Source organism: Amycolatopsis sp. CA-211722 (assembly GCF_056828465.1).
This window is the reverse complement of record NZ_CP184752.1, coordinates 6088521-6105592: the sequence shown is the minus strand read 5'-3', so window position 1 is coordinate 6105592 and position 17072 is coordinate 6088521. Positions and strand designations below refer to the sequence as shown.

16 protein-coding genes are annotated in these 17072 nt (G+C 69.2%); 11 read left to right on the top strand and 5 right to left on the bottom strand.

Annotated elements, in window-relative coordinates; translation table 11 throughout:
* The first annotated feature begins 107 nt into the window (after positions 1-107).
* Complete coding sequence (locus ACOCEP_RS28845; RefSeq protein ID WP_482332207.1) at positions 108-3092, top strand: 3-keto-alpha-glucoside-1,2-lyase-like domain-containing protein; 2985 nt, start codon at positions 108-110, stop codon at positions 3090-3092.
* Positions 3093-3456: 364 nt separating this feature from the next.
* On the opposite strand, the gene ACOCEP_RS28840 is transcribed toward ACOCEP_RS28845, so the two are convergent.
* Together ACOCEP_RS28840 and ACOCEP_RS28835 are read right to left on the bottom strand one after the other, a co-directional pair.
* Positions 3457-4203: an EI24 domain-containing protein gene (locus ACOCEP_RS28840; protein ID WP_482332206.1), complete on the bottom strand. Its 747-nt coding sequence runs from the start codon at positions 4201-4203 to the stop codon at positions 3457-3459.
* 28 nt (positions 4204-4231) lie between these two features.
* Entirely contained in the window at positions 4232-5575 is a 1344-nt protein-coding gene (locus tag ACOCEP_RS28835; RefSeq protein ID WP_482332205.1) for an FAD-binding protein, read from the bottom strand.
* Between the two features lie 82 nt (positions 5576-5657).
* On the opposite strand from ACOCEP_RS28835, the gene ACOCEP_RS28830 reads away from it, so the two are divergent.
* Positions 5658-6830, top strand: a complete 1173-nt coding sequence (locus ACOCEP_RS28830) for an MFS transporter (protein ID WP_482332203.1) — start codon at positions 5658-5660, stop codon at positions 6828-6830.
* Complete coding sequence (locus ACOCEP_RS28825; RefSeq protein ID WP_482332202.1) at positions 6827-7264, top strand: Dabb family protein; 438 nt, start codon at positions 6827-6829, stop codon at positions 7262-7264. Before ACOCEP_RS28830 ends, ACOCEP_RS28825 begins: the two co-directional genes overlap by 4 nt.
* Here ACOCEP_RS28825 and ACOCEP_RS28820 read toward each other — a convergent pair.
* Positions 7244-8239: a hypothetical protein gene (locus ACOCEP_RS28820; protein ID WP_482332201.1), complete on the bottom strand. Its 996-nt coding sequence runs from the start codon at positions 8237-8239 to the stop codon at positions 7244-7246. The two genes, ACOCEP_RS28825 and ACOCEP_RS28820, sit on opposite strands and share 21 nt — an antisense overlap.
* A 98-nt stretch (positions 8240-8337) precedes the next feature.
* Between ACOCEP_RS28820 and ACOCEP_RS28815 the strand changes: the two genes are divergently transcribed.
* From ACOCEP_RS28815 to ACOCEP_RS28805, 3 genes are all read left to right on the top strand, one after another.
* Entirely contained in the window at positions 8338-8910 is a 573-nt protein-coding gene (locus ACOCEP_RS28815; protein ID WP_482332200.1) for a TetR/AcrR family transcriptional regulator, read from the top strand.
* Positions 8911-8918: 8 nt separating this feature from the next.
* Positions 8919-10067 (top strand): SGNH/GDSL hydrolase family protein, encoded by a 1149-nt coding sequence (locus tag ACOCEP_RS28810; protein WP_482332199.1) that lies wholly within the window; start codon positions 8919-8921, stop codon positions 10065-10067.
* A 383-nt stretch (positions 10068-10450) separates the two neighbouring features.
* Positions 10451-11509, top strand: a complete 1059-nt coding sequence (locus tag ACOCEP_RS28805) for a S1 family peptidase (protein ID WP_482332198.1) — start codon at positions 10451-10453, stop codon at positions 11507-11509.
* A 19-nt stretch (positions 11510-11528) separates the two neighbouring features.
* Here the strand turns inward: ACOCEP_RS28805 and ACOCEP_RS28800 are convergent, their stop codons facing one another.
* A complete protein-coding gene (locus ACOCEP_RS28800) occupies positions 11529-12425 on the bottom strand; it encodes a LysR family transcriptional regulator (protein WP_482332197.1) in 897 nt (298 codons plus the stop codon).
* 80 nt (positions 12426-12505) lie between these two features.
* On the opposite strand from ACOCEP_RS28800, the gene ACOCEP_RS28795 reads away from it, so the two are divergent.
* Together ACOCEP_RS28795 and ACOCEP_RS28790 are read left to right on the top strand one after the other, a co-directional pair.
* Positions 12506-12913 (top strand): hypothetical protein, encoded by a 408-nt coding sequence (locus tag ACOCEP_RS28795; protein WP_482332196.1) that lies wholly within the window; start codon positions 12506-12508, stop codon positions 12911-12913.
* The gene (locus ACOCEP_RS28790) at positions 12910-14478 is read left to right on the top strand and encodes a multicopper oxidase family protein (RefSeq protein WP_482332195.1); all 1569 of its coding nucleotides are present in this window, start codon (positions 12910-12912) and stop codon (positions 14476-14478) included. Before ACOCEP_RS28795 ends, ACOCEP_RS28790 begins: the two co-directional genes overlap by 4 nt.
* A 72-nt stretch (positions 14479-14550) precedes the next feature.
* Here the strand turns inward: ACOCEP_RS28790 and ACOCEP_RS28785 are convergent, their stop codons facing one another.
* Positions 14551-14754, bottom strand: a complete 204-nt coding sequence (locus ACOCEP_RS28785) for a hypothetical protein (RefSeq protein WP_482332194.1) — start codon at positions 14752-14754, stop codon at positions 14551-14553.
* A 245-nt stretch (positions 14755-14999) separates the two neighbouring features.
* Here ACOCEP_RS28785 and ACOCEP_RS28780 point away from each other — a divergent pair, with 245 nt between their 5' ends.
* Genes ACOCEP_RS28780 through ACOCEP_RS28770 form a run of 3 tightly spaced genes read left to right on the top strand, consistent with a single transcriptional unit; the run spans position 15000 to position 16946 of the window.
* Positions 15000-15353, top strand: coding sequence for a RidA family protein (locus tag ACOCEP_RS28780; protein WP_482332193.1), 354 nt, complete (start codon positions 15000-15002; stop codon positions 15351-15353).
* Positions 15346-15990, top strand: coding sequence for a helix-turn-helix transcriptional regulator (locus ACOCEP_RS28775; protein WP_482332192.1), 645 nt, complete (start codon positions 15346-15348; stop codon positions 15988-15990). The genes ACOCEP_RS28780 and ACOCEP_RS28775 overlap by 8 nt, the downstream gene beginning before the upstream one ends.
* The gene (locus tag ACOCEP_RS28770) at positions 15987-16946 is read left to right on the top strand and encodes a pyridoxal-phosphate dependent enzyme (protein ID WP_482332191.1); all 960 of its coding nucleotides are present in this window, start codon (positions 15987-15989) and stop codon (positions 16944-16946) included. The genes ACOCEP_RS28775 and ACOCEP_RS28770 overlap by 4 nt, the downstream gene beginning before the upstream one ends.
* Positions 16947-17072 lie beyond the last annotated feature (126 nt).

Below are 17072 nucleotides of genomic sequence, written 5' to 3'. Positions count from 1 at the left end.
GCCTAACTTTCGTCCGTTTCGTACACACTTTCGTTGACTTCAACCGAAAGTCCTCTTAGGTTCAGCGTCGTCACAGAGGTGCTCCGCCGCCGACCCGAGGAGCAACGATGCTTCCGTCCGTCCGCAAGCGCTTCAGCCGGTCCATCGTCGCCTCGCTGGCGCTGGTCACGGCAGTGTCCGGGCTGGTGACAGCCCCGGCAGAAGCGGCCATCCCGCCCCAGCAACCCGGTGTCACGCTCCGCACGTACGACCTCCAGCGCGAGCTCACGAAGCTCTGCGCGATCAAATCCGGCCAGACTCCCAACGTCGACAAGCTGATGCCGACGATCAACTGGACCACCACGGCCGACTTCGGGCTCAACGAGCAGTTCGTTTCCGAGGTCATCGCCAACATCGACATCACCACCGCCGGGCAATACGAATTCCGGCTCACCAGCGACGACGGCTCCCGGCTCCGGATCGACGGCCAGCCGGTGATCAACCACGACGGCCTGCACGGCGCGACCCCCGCGACCGGTTCGGTCCAGCTGAGCACCGGGTATCACGCCTTGCGGATCGACCATTTCGACAACCTCCACGACCAGCAGGTCACCCTCGAATGGCGGCCACCGGGCGCGGCGGACTTCGCGCTGGTGCCGAATTCGGTGCTCAGCACCGACGCCGACGTCGTCCGGGTGACCTCGCCGGGACGCAAGGAATGCGAAGGTGCCACGGATTCGCCTGGTGACGGCCTGCCGCTGAACGGCGTCCACCCCGGCTTCACGCTGACGAATCTGCGTCCCGAGGGATTCCAGCCGCAGGTCACCGGCATGGACTGGCTGCCGGACGGGCGGCTCGCCATCGCCACGTGGGGCGGCTCCGACAAGGTCCTCGGTGAGGTCCACCTGCTGAGCAACGTCAGCGGGAACACCGACCCGGGCAAGGTCCGCACCCAGCGCGTCGCCAGCGGGCTGAAGGAACCGATGGGCGTCAAGTACGTCGACGGCAAGCTGTACGTGTCGGAGAAGACGCGGCTCGTCGAACTGAACGACACCAACGGCGACGGTGTGACCGACGACTACCGCACCGTGGCCACCTGGCCGTTCGGCGGCAACTTCCACGAGTTCGCGTTCGGCCTGCTGTACAAGGACGGCTTCTTCTACGCCAACCTCTCCGTCTCCATCAACTACGGCGGCGCCACCACCGACCCGCAGCCCGCGCCGAACCGCGGCACGACGATCAAGGTCGAGAAGGCCACCGGGAAGGTTTCCTATGTCGCCGGCGGGTTGCGCACCCCGCACGGCATCGGCTGGGGACCGGAAGGCGACGTCTTCGTCACGGACAACCAGGGCGGCTGGCTGCCGGCGAACAAGCTCGTCCGGGTCAAGCAGGACCGCTTCTTCAACCACTACACCAATCCCCCGGGCCCGTTCGACGCGAAACCGGTCACCGCTCCGGTGTTGTGGTTGCCGCACAACGAGATCGCCAACTCGCCGAGCAACATGGTCATGCTGTCGAAGGGCCCGTTCGCCGGGCAGATGGTATACGGCGACGTGACCTACGGCGGGCTCCAGCGAGCGTTCCTGGAGAAGGTCAACGGCGAGTACCAGGGTGCGGTCTTCCGCATGACCCAAGGCCTCGAGTCGGGTGTCAGCCGGATCAGCCTCGGCCCCGACGGCGCGATCTACACCGGCGGGATCGACGGCGGCGGCAACTGGGGCCAGCCCGGCAAACTCGCCTACGGCCTCCAGAAGGTGACGCCCAACGGCACGAACGCCTTCGACATCCGCGCCATGCGGGCCGTCGCGGGCGGGTTCGAACTGGAGTACACCCAGCCGCTGTCGGCCGAGACCGCGCAGAACCTCGCGGCGAAGTACCAGGCTCAGCAATGGCGCTACCAGCCGACCTCCGCGTACGGCGGACCGAAGATCGACGAGCAGACCCTGTCCGTCACGTCCGCGAGCCTCTCGGCCGACCGCAAGAAGGTCACGCTGCAGATGTCGGGATTGAAGGCCGGGCACGTGGTCCACGTCCGGTCGCCGCGTCCGTTCGCGGCGGAGTCCGGTGCGGCGCTGTGGAGCACCGAAGCCTGGTACACGTTGAACTCGCTGGTCGGTGGGCCTGCGGCGAGCACGACCTACGAGGCCGAGCGGGCCGCGCTGAGCGGTGGCGCCGGGACGAACACGAACCACGCCGGCTACACGGGCACCGGATTCGTCGACGGCTACTGGAACCAGGGCGCCGCGACGACGTTCACCGTGAACGCGCCGAAGTCCGGGGCCTACAACGCGGCCTTGCGCTACTCGAACGGCCCGGATCCGGCGCCGGGAACCAAATCGGTGACCGTCTACGTCAACGGGACGAAGGTGAAACAGGTCCGGCTCGCCAGTACCGGCACCTGGGACACCTGGAACACGCAACCCGAGACGCTGAACCTGAAAGCCGGGTCGAACACGATCTCCTATCGCTACGACACGGGCGACGCGGGCAACGTCAATCTCGACAGTCTCACCCTGACCGAGTCGCGGCGGATCCAGTTGTTCAAGGGCACCGACCTGAACGCGTGGGAGAAACGCGCGGGCGGCGCCGCGACCTGGCCGGTGACCGGCGGTGCGATGGAGTCGAACGGCGGGGACATCCGCACCAAACAGCAGTTCGGTGATTTCCGGCTGCACGTCGAGTGGAACGAACCGAACTATCCGCCCGAGGTCACCGGACAGGCCAGGGGCAACAGCGGCGTCTACCTCCAGGAACGCTACGAGCTACAGGTGCTCGAATCCTTCGGGGACACCACACTCGCCAACAACGAAGCGGGCGCGATCTACTCGAAGAAGGCACCTGACCGGAACATGGCGACGGCTCCCGGGACCTGGCAGACCTACGACGTCACCTTCCGTGCCGCACGGTTCGACGGTGCCGGGAACAAGACCGACAACGCCCGGGTGACCGTGGTGTGGAACGGTGTCGTGGTCCACAACGACGTCGCGATCGACGGCGGGACGGGCGACAGCATCCCCGAGAGCGCGGCGCCGGGCGCCATCCGGCTGCAGGACCACGGGGATCCCGGGGAGAACCCGAGGTTCCGCAACATCTGGATCGAGCCCATCGGCTAGGACCGCTCGTGAGTGGTAAGGACGGTTCTCTTGAGCCGTAGGGCAAAGGTGTCCTGTCGGGCGGCGAGTCCGTGAAGGCCTCCTTCCTCACTCTCAGGGTGGGGAAGGCAGCCTTCACGGACCGGCGCTCCGGGGGGCTCGGCGAGGTGAAGGGAGCTTTCCCCTCATCGCACGCGAGGAAAGTCCCCTTCGCCACAGATGGTGCGGTCCTTCTGCCTGCCGGAAGGCTCGGACACGTCGCGAAAGCCACTTTCGGGACGTCACGTGTCCCGAAAGTGGCTTTCGCGACACCGAAGCCCGCATCCAGCAAGCGTCCGAACACGCCACATTCGCCCTACGGGTCAAGAGAACCACTCACGAGGAATCAGGCCGCCTCCGCCGCGAGGACCTCACGGGCGACAAGCACGCCGCCGACGAAACCCACCGGCATCACGATCAGCGCGGCGAACGGGATCAGGCACAGCAGCGACACGGGAAGCCCCAGCCCGAGGGCGAGCGCGCGGTGCCGTCGCAGCAGCGGCCGCCGCTGCTTCAGGCCCATCCCCCGCCGGTAGAACGGCACGGCGATCAGCTCCAGCGCGAGGAACCACGCCGTCACCAAGGCCAGCAGGACCGGCACGACCGTTTGCCCCACCACGGGGATGAAGCCCGCGATCAGCAGCGGGATCGTGAACAGGAGCGAACGGAGTACGAGCGCGACACCGTCCTTCAGGCCCATGACCAGCAGGCGCCCCCACGAGAGGTCCACCGCGCCGGGCACGCCGCCGAGATCGTCCTCGACCTTCTCCGCGATGTGCTCGTAGAACGGCCCGCCGACCGCGAGGGTGATCGCCGTGAAGCCGATCATGGCGATGGCCAGCACCGCTCCGAACACCGCGACGCCGACCGCCACCCGGATCGTCGTCTGCCAGCCCGGCGACCAGTCGTCGGCGAACGGGGTGATCAGGAGCGAGAGATCATCGATCCAGAACGCCAGCGCGACGATGCCGCCGATGAGCAGCAGCGTGGTCAGCAACGCGGGAAGCGCGCCGATCAGCAGCAGTCTCGGCGACCGCAGAAGGATGCCCAGGCCTTGCCCGAACATCTGGAAACCCCTGAAGAAATCCCGCATCGGACATTTCTACCAGTGGCCGCGGACCTCAGGGCACCCGCAGGCACTGGCCGGGGTTGAGCAGGTTCCCCGGCGCGTACCGGGCCTTGGCGTCGGCGAGTTTCGGCCAGGCCTCGCCGAAATGCGCGCGCCAGTCCTCTGTGGACATCGGCAGCGCGTTCGACGGGTAGACCTTCCCACCGAGGTCGCGTGCCTTCCGGTAGAGGTCCACATTGAGCTCCAGCAGACGTGCGTTGTGCAGCGGATCGCGGGGCGAGCCGACACGCAGCGGCGAGAACAGCCAGGAGAGCTCCCCTGGCGGCACGGTGAACAGCGGAGTCTTCAATCGGTCGTTCCGCACCGGGTAGAGCAGGATCAGGCCCGTGGCACCGAGTTCGCGTTCGCCGGTGGCGGCGAGGGTTTCGGCGACGAACCGCTCGACCGTGTCGTCGGTGAGGAACACGTTCAGCCACGGATGCGGATGGAACCAGCTTCCTTCGGCCCGCAAGGCCGCCTCCCCGTCGGCCATCCGGTTCAGGAAGTCGAAGTACACCGTGTCCTCGTCTTCGGATTCGACGAACGTGAGCGAGTCCAGCAACGCGGACTCGTCCGGCCCGGCGGGCGGCGAGTAGCAGGCGACCGCCTCCAGCATGTACCGCCAGCCGTCGCCGACGGGGATCAACTGGCCCTCCACGTAGCCGAACCGGCCGTCACGGACGACGGCGCGCTGGTCCGCCAAGAACGCCGGAAGCGAGTCGTAGTAGAGCTTCCACCGGCGGGCCCGTGCCGGGGCCGGGGTCAGCCGCAGGGTCGCGCGGGTGATCACCCCGCATTGCCCCAGACCGCCGAGCATCGCGTCGAACAGGTCCGCCTCGTTCTCGCGCGAGCAGGTGATCACCTCTCCGGCACCGGTGACGACCTCCAGTTCCACGACACCGTCGGTCTGCGTGCCGTGGTGGTGGGTGGCGCCGCCGATCCCGCCGACCACCAGGGTGCCGGCGACGGTCAGCTCCAGGTAGTCGGTGAGCACGGGAGGCGCCAGCCCGTGCGGCAAGGTCGCCTCCAGCACTTCCCGCCAGCGGGCGCCCGCGTCCACCGAGACGAGATCACCGGTGACCACCCGGTGTGGCGGCAGCGAGGTCATGTCCAGGAGGATCCCGCCCTCCGCCTGCCCCTGCCCGTACGGCGAATGCCCCGCTCCGCGGGCGGCGACCGGCAGTCCTCTCGCGGCGGCGAACCTGAGCACGACGGCCACGTCGGTCACCGAGGCCGGCCTCACGACCAGCCCCGGCCTGGTGTGGATCAGGTTCCCCCAGTCCTTTCCCGCGACGGACAAGGCGGCTTCCCCGGTGAGGATCTCTCCGGCGATGGCGGGCAGGATCTCGTCGGTCATGCCTCGCACGCTACCGAGGACGGGCGGAGATAGGCGATTTTCACCGACGCGAAACCCGGTGTCCCGCCACGAGGTTGGTGGGGTGACGAACACGTTGGCACCGACGCGGCGAGCCCGAGCGACCGTGCTGGCCGCGGCACCGCTGACCATCATGGCCGCGGCGATCATCGCGCCCAGCCTGCCCGCGATGCGGGAGGTCTTCTCCGCTACCCCCGGCTCCGATCTGCTCGTGCGGTTGACGTTGACCGTGACCTCCCTCGCGATCGCGATCAGCGCGCCGCTGTCCGGGATCGTCGCCGACCGTGCCGGACGCCGCCCGCTGCTCTTGGCGGGCCTCGGCCTCTACGCGATCTCCGGTACGGCCGGATTCTTCGTGGACGACCTGGTTCTGCTGCTGATCACCCGGGTGGGGCTCGGGCTGGCCGTCGGCGGGATCATGACCGCGGTCAGCACCCTGATCACCGACTGGTTCTCCGGGGAGCGCCGCGCCGCGTTCCTCGGGTTGCAGCAGGCTTTCGCGAGTCTCGGCGGGGTCGTCTTCCTGCCGCTGGCGGGGGTGCTGGCCACCGTGAGCTGGCAGGCGCCGTTCTGGATCTACTCGGTCTCGGCGGTCGTGGCGATCTTCGCGATCGTGTCCCTCCGCGAGCCGGTCCGGAGCAGGCCTGCGGCCGGTGAAAGCCCGCGGACCCGGCTGCCCGCTCACGTCATCGGCGTCTACGTCCTCGCCTTGGTGGTGACGCTGGCCTTCTACATGGCGCCGACGCAGTTGCCCTTCCTGCTGGCAGGGTTCGGCAGCGGTCCCGTCGTCGTCGGGGCCGTGGTCGCCGGGAGCACGCTGACCAGCGTCGCCGGCGCGCTGGTGTTCCCCCGCCTTCGTGAACGTTCGAGCCCCACGGCGATCACCACGGCCAGCGTCGCGCTCATGGGCGCGGGCTGGCTGGTGATCGGCACGGCCGGCACCGTCGTCCAGGTCGTGGCCGGGCTGCTCATCGGAGGCTTCGGAGTCGGCCTCGTCGTCCCGAACCTCAATCTGCGCCTGGCCGAGCTCGCCCATCCCGCGCACCGAGGCCGCGTGCTCAGTGGCCTGGTCGCCGGGATCTTCCTCGGGCAGTTCCTGTCCCCGATCGTCGTCCAGCCACTCGTCCAGGGCATCGGCATCGCCGGCGCGTTCACCTGGACCGGTGCCGCCATGGGCGCCGGAGCGGCACTCGCCGCGCTCCTCCTGAACCGGATCAACCGAAAGGAAGCACGATGATCTACCACGGAAACCGTTTCACCCTGCGCCCCGGCGCCTCCCCGGAGCAGGTCGAGGAAGCGCTGGAGAGCCTCCGCAACCAGGGCCGGGTCATCCCGTCGGTGAAGTCCTTCGTCGTCGGCCGCGATTTCGGCGGCGACTACGAATGGGGCGCCGTCTTCGCGATCGAAGACCTCGACGGGTACTGGGAGTACCTCATGCACCCTGCACACCGGAACACCGACCGGGTCGGGCTGCCGCTGGTCGACAGGTTCGCGTCGTTCGACGTCACCGACGATCCGGATCCGGAGATGGGCGCGAAGATCGCCGAACTGCACCAGCGCCGGTACGACGACGACGCCGAGCTGACCTCGCTGATCTCCGATCTCGGCGAGTACTCCGGCAGCGCCGCGCCGGGAAAGCACGGATCGGCTTCAGCCACCGTCCGCGAGTGAGCCACTGCCGTCGGGGCCGGTCACGATCACCCGGGTGCTCACGGCGGTGCCGAACGGGACGATCGTGACCTGCCACGACCGCGGTTCCCCGACGTCGATGGTCTCTTTCGCCCGGCGAACCAGGGCAGGGACGCGGTCGGCCTTCAGGGCACGGAGGTCGAACCGCGGCACCTGGGCGCCCGTCGGCGCGAAGACCACGGTCAGCCGCCGGTCCTCGACGACCGCGGTGATCACCTGCGATACGTCTGCGGCTTGCGCCAGTGAGTCGATCACCCGGCGCAGTTCCCCGTCCTCCAGCAGGGAGCGGCTGACGTCGACGGTCGCGGATCCCGAGGAGGACGTGGTCACGCCGGACTGGGTTTCTTCCGCCCTGGCGGGCTCTTCCGGCGCGAACAGCTCCGCACGGAACAGGAACAGCACCAGCGCGGCGCCGAGCACGAACCCGAGGACGGCGAGCGCGGCGAACCCGCAGCCCTCCGGTGGTTCCCGCACCAGGCTCGACTCCGGAGCGGATTCGATCGTCGCTTCGGCCGCGCGGCGTTCCCACGACGGAGACGGCCGCTCCACGATCTCCGCTTTCCACGGCCGGTCCGGCGGGTACCGGATGACGAGGACGTCGCCCGGCCGGTAGTTCGGGATGTCGACCAGGTTGATGCTGTGGGCGACCTTCAACCGAAACGTCGCCATGCCGTCGGGGGCCACGGTGAAGACGAAGTCGACCGGGATGTCCCCGGTCTCGGTTCCCCCGGCACGGAGGCTTTCGACCTTCGCGAGCGCGACGACCGGAACGATCCTCGCCTCACGAGCGCGTCGCGGGGCTCCGGCGAGGTGGAGCAGGATCCCGTAGACGACGGGAAGCCCGACGCCCGCGACGATCAGCGGAACGTACTCGATGACGATGCCAACGATGAACGCGCACAAGGTCGTCCCGCTGATGATCCCCGTCAGGAATCCGCGGATATGGGTGAGCGGCATGAGCACAGCCTGTGCCGGGCCCTGCGCTACCGAACCCAGGTTTCGATTTCCTAAACCTATTAGGCAACTCCCAAATGGACTATGGTACGGTGGCGACCATGGTGCGAGCGGGGCTGACGACGGAACGGGTGATCCGGGCGGGCGCGGAGCTGGCCGACGAGGTCGGCTTCGAGCACGTGACCCCGACCGAGCTCGCGAAACGGTGCGGAGTCAAGACGGCGAGCCTGTACTCACACGTGAAGAACGCCCATGAGCTGAAGACCGAGATCGCCTTGCTGGCCTTGGCCGAGCTCGCCGATCTCGCCGCCACCGCGGTGGCGGGCCTGGCGGGCAAGGACGCGTTGATCGCCTTGGCGAACGTCCACCGCGACTACGCCCTCGAACATCCTGGCCGGTTCACCGCCGCGAGGTTCCGGCTCGCGCCGGACACGGCGGCCACCAGCGCCGGCGTCCGCCACGCCGAACTGACGCGGGCGATCCTGCGGGGCTACGACCTCGCCGAACCTCATCAGACGCACGCGGTCCGGCTGCTGGGCAGTGTGTTCAGCGGCTTCGTCGGTTTGGAGGCCGCCGGAGGCTTCAGCCACAGCACCCCGGGCTCGCAGGAAAGCTGGGCCGAGATCCTCGACGCCCTCGACGTCCTCCTGCGCGCCTGGCCTCGAACGAAATGAACGGAAGAATGCTCACCACCCCGATCACCGCCGATCTCGTCCGCGGCGCGCTCGACCTCGAATCCACCGCACGTGGCGCGCTCCCCCACCGGCTGCCCGCGTGGGCGAGGCGGCAGATCCCCGACGGCCAGCTGACCATGGCGGAAGCACAGCCGTCCGGGGTGCGGCTGGTCTTCCGCACCACCGCGTCCATCGTCGAACTCGACGTCCTGGCCACCAAACGGGTCTTCGCAGGCGCGCCGCCCCGGCCCGACGGCGTCTACGAACTGCTCGCCGACGGCAGGCTCGCGGGCCAGGCGAGCGTGGCCGACGGCGACACGATCAGCGTGGACCTGGCCACCGGCGCCGCACGGCACGTCGCGGGCCCGGTGCGCACCCTGCGGTTCGACGGCCTGCCCGGTCACGACAAGCGCGTCGAGATCTGGCTGCCGCACAACGAAACCACCCGGCTGGTCGCCCTGCGTACCGACGCGTCCGTCCACAGTGAACAGTCCAGCGGGCGCCGGATCTGGCTGCACCACGGCAGCTCCATCAGCCAAGGTTCCAACGCGGCGACCCCGACCGGGACGTGGCCCGCCACGGCCGCCGCCCTCGCCGGGATGGATCTGGTCAACCTGGGCTTCGGCGGCAGCGCCCTGCTCGACCCGTTCACCGCCCGCGCGATGCGCGACACCACCGCCGACGTCATCAGCGTCAAGATCGGCATCAACGTCGTCAACGCCGACCTGATGCGGCTGCGCGCGTTCGGCCCGGCGGTGCACGGTTTCCTCGACACCATCAGGGAAGGCCATCCCGCCACGCCGTTGCTGGTCGTCTCGCCGATCCACTGCCCCATCCACGAACACACGCCGGGGCCGGGCGAGTTCGACCCGGACGCCCTGCGTGAGGGGACAGTGCGGTTCAGGGCCACCGGCGATCCCGCGGAGACCGCCGCGGGAAAGCTGACGCTCACCGTGATCCGCGACGAACTCGCCCGCATCGTCAAGGAGCGGAGCGCGAACGACCCGAACCTGCGCTACCTCGACGGCCTCGAACTGTACGGCGAGGCGGACCACGCCGAGCTGCCGTTGCCCGACGCCCTGCACCCGGACGCGGCCACGCATCGGCTCATCGGAGAGCGCTTCGCCCGGTTGGCCCTCGACGCCGCGCTCACGTGATCAAAGGCGTAACTCGCGTGATCAGACGCGTAACTCGCGTGATCAGAGGCCGCACACCCGAGTTCCGCGTCCGATCACGTGAGTTACGCCCCTGATCACGCGAATGACGCGTCTGAGCACGCGAGTCGCGCGTTTGCTGTGCGCGTATCCGTCGGTAGGCCGACCGGCGGATACCTATTTTTCTTCCTGTCCAACGAAAGTCGGTATCCGCCACCGCGGCGGCGGATCACCATGATCGGAACCGGATCACCGGCGCCGGGTCGACTTGGCCGTGCCCGGCTATCCCACCGTGTCCAGTGCGGCCACCCCTCGCGCTGGATGTCCCCTCGCGAAAGTGAGACACCGGTATGCGCACAAACCCCTTAGCCCGTACCGCCACGACAATGGTGGCCGCGGCCGCGGTCATCGGCTTCCTCGCCCCGTCCACGGCCACCGCCACCACCATCGCGGGCTACTCCCCCACGGTGCAGCACGAGGCTGTGACGTCCCTCGCCGCCGAAGCCGGGATCAGCCAGGCCGCCGCCGTCGAGTTCCTCCGGACGCAGACGGCGAGCGTCGAGAAGCTGCACAAGGTCACCGCTTCGCTCGGCGCCCGTGCCGCGGACGGGTACCTCGACGACGCCGCCAAGCCCGTGGTGAACGTCCTCGATCAGGCCGCCGCGGACCAGGTCACCGCGACCGGGGCGCAGGCCCGGGTGGTCAAGCACTCCAGTGCCGCGCTGGCGGGGGCGCAGAACGCCCTGCAGGCGCTGCCGTCGGTCGCGCACACGTCGATTGGCCTGGACCCGAAGGCCAATCAGGTGGTCTTGACCATCTCGGACGCGGCGAAAGGCGCCGAAGCCCTCGTGAAGGCCGCCGAAGCCCTCGGCGACCGCGTGCGCGTGGAGCGGACCACCGGCGAGATGCACACCGCGATCTACAACGGTGAGGCCATCACCGGCGGCGGCACCCGGTGCTCGGTCGGGTTCAACACCAACCGCGGCGGCCAGAACTACATCCTCGACGCCGGCCACTGCACCCGCGCGGTCTCGCAGTGGAACGTGGGACCGTCGCAGGGCGCCAGCTTCCCGACGAACGACTACGGCCTGATCCGCAACACCACCGGCAGCGCCCCCGGCGCCGTCACCCTGTGGAACGGCTCCACCCAGCGGATCGCCTCCGCCGGAACCGCCACCGTCGGCCAGCGGATCAGCAAGAGCGGCAGCACCACGCGGCTCACGTCGGGTTCGGTGCAGCGGCTGAACGTCACGGTGAACTACGCCGAAGGCTCGGTGTACCAGCTGATCCAGACCAACGCGCTGGCCAACCCCGGCGACTCGGGCGGCTGCCTCTTCTCCGGCAGCGTCGGCCTCGGCATCACCTCCGGCAAGGGCAGTGGCACTTCGTACTACCAGCCGATCGGCGAGGCGCTGAGCGCCTACAGCGTCACGCTCAACCCGTAAGCACGCCGCCGTGCCCCGGTCACCGCGACCGGGGCACGGCCCGTGCGTGGAAATGGCCGACCAGGTGCTCACGGAACCTTTGGGCGGCAACGGAAAGGTACGTGTCCTCGCGCCAGGCGACGCTGAGTACACGGCGGCATTCGGGATCGTCGACGTCGAGCCAGACCACCTTCGTACCGCTGACGGAACGCAATCCCAGTGAAGGCACCAGCGCGATACCGAGCCCCGCGTCGATGAGCTGGAAGAGCACCGCGGCTTCGTCTCCCTCGCAGACGACGTGCAGTTCGAGCCCGGCCTTCGCGAAAAGACGATCGACGAGCGCACGCTGCCAGTAACCGGGCCGCGTGGTGAGAAACGGCTCGCCCTCGAGATCCGCCAGGCCGACCCGGCCGCGCTCGGCGAGCCGGTGCCCGGCGGGAACGCAGAGCATCACCGCCTCGTCGAGGAGCACCCGGCCGCGAATGTCGTTACCTGTCAAGGGTTGTGACGTGACGCAGAGGTCGACGTCGCCGGCTCTCAATTTCTCCGCCATCCCCACCGCCGATGCCTGGGAAAGGCGCAGGTCCACCAGCGGATGGGCGGGGACGAAGGTGCGAAGCGGTTCGGTGAGGGCGAGCAGGCTTTCGGCCGCGACGGCGACGGTGCCCCGGTCCAGCCCGGCGGCGTCGTCCAGTTCCTGACGGGCGTCGTCGAGTTCGGCCAGCGCCCGGTCGACGCGGCCGAGGAACGCGACCCCGAACCGGTTGAGCCGGATCCGTCGGCCGTGCCGGTCGAACAGCGGGACACCGAGCTCGTTCTCCAGCCGGGCCAGGGTCCGGCTGAGCGAGGGCTGCGCGACACGCAGTTTCTCGGCGGCGCGGCCGACGTGTTCGAGCCGGGCGACCGTCTGGAAGTACCGGAGCGCCAGAAGATCCACTGCTGATACCTCGCCTGTTATGAACAGATAACCGATCTTGTCTTGGACAGCATAAGGCGTCGGCTCCTACGTTCGGTCCCGTGAGTGAAACCCTGACCAGCCCGAGCCGGAAGGCGAACGGGACGCTGGTGGTGAACCGGGTGCTGGTGAGTGCCCACGCCGTCGCGATCATCGGCCAGCCGGTGTTCGCCGGCGGCTATCTCGGCGGCGACTACGACATGCTCTGGCTCCACCGCTGGGGCGCCGACGCCGTGTCGTACCTGGCGTACGCGCAGATCCTGGCGGCGCTGGTCCTGTGGCTGGTCCGCGGACCGCGCTGGCTGTTCTGGATCAGCCTGCTGCTCGCACTGGGCGAGACCGGCCAGTACCTCGCCGGGATGGCGGGCGCGCTCGACCTGCACATCCCCCTCGGCGTCACCCTGGTCACCGCGACCGTGCTGACGACCATCGCCGTCTGGCGGCCCCAGACGTGGCGGGTGGCCCGATGAGCGGGCGGCTGCCCCGCCGGACCTTCCTCGGGCTCGCCGGCGGGGCCGGTGTCCTCGTCGCCGCGGGGATCGCGGCTCCCCGCCTGCTCGCGCAGGGCGCCCCGGGAACCGGTGAGTTGCTGCGCAGCGGGCTCCCGTTGCCGGAGCCATTCCGGGTACCGTTGCCGATCCCGCCGGTGCTGCGTCCACAAAGGACCGCCGACGCCGATCACTACACCATCACCCAGCGGGCGGCCACGGCCGAGATCCTGCCCGGCGTCCGGACACCGGTCTGGGGCTACGACGGGATCTTCCCCGGTCCGACGATCGAGTCGCGGCGGGACCGGACGGTCGTGGCGCGCCACCGCAACGAACTTCCCGTGCCGACCGTGGTCCACCTGCACGGTGGGCACACGCCCGCCGACTCCGACGGCTATCCGACCGACCTCGTCCTGCCGCGGTCCGGCTGGACCACCGCGCACACCGGGCACGGCATGACCGACGCGCGTGCCCGGATCTCGAACGGGGAGCGCGACTACGTCTTTCCCTTGCGGCAGCGGGCCGCGACGCTGTGGTACCACGACCATCGCATGGACTTCACCGGTCCGGCCGTGTACCGGGGCCTGGCCGGGTTCCACCTGATCCGCGACGACGAGGAGGACTCACTGGGGCTCCCGTCCGGGGAGCGTGAGCTGCCGCTGATGATCGCCGACCGGTCCTTCGACGAGCACGGCGCCTTCGCCTATCCCTCCCTCGACCGGACCCTGCGGACCACACCGGGAGTGGAAAGTGCTTACGTGGAAGGCGTTTTCGGCGACGTCATCCTGGTCAACGGCGCACCGTGGCCGGTCCACGAGGTGGCGGCCGTCAAGTACCGCCTGCGGGTGCTCAACGGCTCCAATGCCCGTCGCTACGACCTGGCGCTGGACCCGCCGCCGCCCGGCGGGGGCGGTTTCGTGCAGATCGGCGCCGACCAAGGCCTCTTGGACGCGCCGCGCGAACACGACCATCTCCCCATCGCCCCGGCCGAACGGTACGACCTCGTCGTCGATTTCGGCCGGTACCCGGTCGGCACCGAGGTCACCCTCGCGAACCGGCTCGGGACCGGCTCGACCGCTCACGTCATGCGGTTCGTCGTCGCGCGCCGTGCGGCGGACGACAGCCGCGTTCCGGCGAAACTCGGCGAAATCGTGCCGCTCCCCCGCGAACAGGCCGTGACCACGCGCGAGTTCTCGTTCCGGGCGGGCACCGTCCACGGCCGCGCGGGCTGGGTGATCGGCGGGGAGCCGTTCTCGCCGGACGTGATGTCGGCGAGCCCGCGCCTCGGTGACACGGAGATCTGGCGGTTCGTCGCCGACATCCACCATCCCGTGCACCTGCACCTGGTGGGTTTCCGGATCCTTTCGCGCGGCGGACGTCCGCCAGGCCCGTTCGACGGGGGCATCAAGGACACCGTGGACCTGGCGCCGGGCGAGTCGGTCGAGGTCATCGCCCGCTTCGACGGCTACCGCGGCCGGTACGTCTTCCATTGCCACAACGCCGAACACGAGGACATGGCGATGATGGCGAACTTCGAGGTGGTCTGAGCGATGTCAGGAAAGGGGCGTTCAGGACGGAAAACGTCCTGAACGCCCCTTTCCTGACACCTCGGGGCAGGCTCAGCCCACGCCGAGCAGCGCCGCGAGCGCGTCGACCAGCGACGCGGACAGGCCGGCGATGGTGCTGTCGAGGTACTCGGCGATCGGCGTGAGTTCCGCCGCCGACGCCGAGCCGCCGAAGACGGCGAGCATCGGAACCGCCAGCAGACCGGCCGCGAGGCCCCGCTTCGTCCAGCGGCGGGTGGTGCTCTGGGTGTCGCGCATGGTGTCCATCCTCTCGGCTGTGGATGTGCGGACAGGGACCGCACGCCGAAGAGGCTGCCTTGATCAGCGAAGGCCGGACAAGGCGGTTCACCGCCATTTGACGATCATGAAACAGGGGTCGCTCGTCCGAGTGAAGCCCGTTAACCCGCGAGACTACCCGCGAGTAACACCGCGTTCACCAGGTGAGTGGTAGGTCACCGCAAATTCTTTTGGACTTTCCGTCCAGCGCTTATACAGTCAGTCTCGTGACCAACGAGCATCCGTACCCACCGGCCTTCCGCAGCGGCGACCTGGTTTCCGTGTCCGGCCGGCTCGGCGTGACCGAGACCGGCGCACTGGTGCCCGGCGGATTCGGCGCCGAATGCCCGCGGGCCTTCGCCAACCTCGACGCCGCGCTGCGTTCGGTGGGCGCGACGAGGGCCGACGTGGCGAAGGTCGTCGTCTACCTGACCGACATCGCCGATCGCGACGGCCTCAACCGGGTCTACGAAGAGTTCTTCGCCGAGCCCCGGCCCGCCCGGACCTGTGTCGGGGTCGCGTCGCTGCCCTACGGCGGCGTGGTCGAGGTCGAAGCCCTCGCCCGAGTACGCGATGTCTGAGCAGGACGCGATCCTCGACGCACTCGCGCCGGTCGCCGACGGCATCGCGGCGACGCTCGGCTCGTTCTGCGAGGTCGTGGTGCACGACTTCCGCCGCCCGGAGAAGTCGGTGGTCGCGATCGCCGGATCGGTCACCGACCGCACCGTGGGCGGATCGATGAGCGAGATCGGCATGGGCCTGCTCGCCCGCGGCGACGACGCCGAAGACCAGCTGAACTACGTGACCAGGACGGCGTCCGGGAAGCTCGTGAAATCGTCGACCATGCTGCTGCGCGACAGCGGCGGCTCGGTGTTCGGCGCCTTGTGCCTGAACCTCGACGTCACCGCGCTGGGACAGCTACGGACCCTGGTCGGCGAACTCGCCGACGTCGGCACCGCGGCCGAAACACCGACCACCACCTTCGGCGACGACGTCGACGCGGTGGTGGACGCGATCGTCGACGGGCATCAACTCCGGCTGAACAAACCCTGGAGCGCGCTCAGCCGCGAAGAACGTCTCGACCTGTTCCGCAGCCTGCACGCGCGCGGCGTCTTCGCCGTGCGGCGGGCCGTGCCCCAGGTCGCGGCCCGGATCGGGATCTCCCGCGCCTCCGCTTACAACTATCTCGCCGAAATCCGTGATCAAGGAGCATCATGACCGCCCCCGTGACCATCGACGACATCCGCGACGCGGCCGCCCGCCTGGCCGGGGTCGCGCACCGGACCCCGGTCGTGCGTTCCCGCACCCTCGACGAGCTCGTCGGCGCCGAGGTCTTCATCAAGTGCGAGAACCTCCAGCGCGTCGGGGCCTTCAAGTTCCGTGGCGCGTACAACGCCGCTTCGCGCCTTTCGCCGGAACAGCTGGCCAAGGGCATCGCCGCGTACTCGTCGGGCAACCACGCCCAGGCCGTCGCGCTCGCCGCGAAGGAACTCGGGAGCAGCGCGGTCATCCTGATCCCCGAGGACACCCCGCAGTCCAAAAAGGACGCCACCGCGGGATACGGCGCCGAAATCGTCACCTACGACCGCTACACCGGTGACCGCGTCGCGATCGGCGAGGCGCTGGCGGCCGATCGCGGTCTCGCGCTGATCCCGCCGTACGAGCACCCACACGTGATCGCGGGACAGGGCACCGCCGCGCTCGAGCTGCTGGAGGACACCGAGTCCCTGGACACGCTCGTCGTCCCGGTCGGCGGCGGGGGCCTGATCGCGGGCAGCTCGACCGCCGCGAAGGCTGTGCGGCCCGGCATCCGGGTCGTCGGCGTCGAACCCGCCGAGGGCGACGACACCAAACGCTCCCTGGACGCCGGGGAACGCGTGTCGATCCCGGTGCCGCGGACCATCGCCGACGGCCAGGCCGCCGCCATCCCCGGCGAGCTGACCTTCTCGATCAACCGGCGGCTCGTCGACGACATCGCGCTGGTGACCGACGACCAGGTCCGCGACGCGATGCGGTTCGCGTTCGAGCGGCTGAAGCTCGTCCTCGAGCCGAGCGGGGCGACCGGGCTCGCGGCGCTGCTCAGCGGCCGGGTGCCCGCTTCGGGGCGGGTCGGGGTGATCATCAGCGGCGGAAACGTGAGCCCGGAACGCTTCGCCGAACTGATCGCCGGCTGACGCATTTAGTCCTCTCGATGCGGCTGCCCATGACCGACCTGCGGTGCGCTGGCGTCGCGAAAGCCACTTTCGGGACGTCTGATGTCCTGAAAGTGGCTTTCGCGACACACCCGGCAAGCGCTGGCG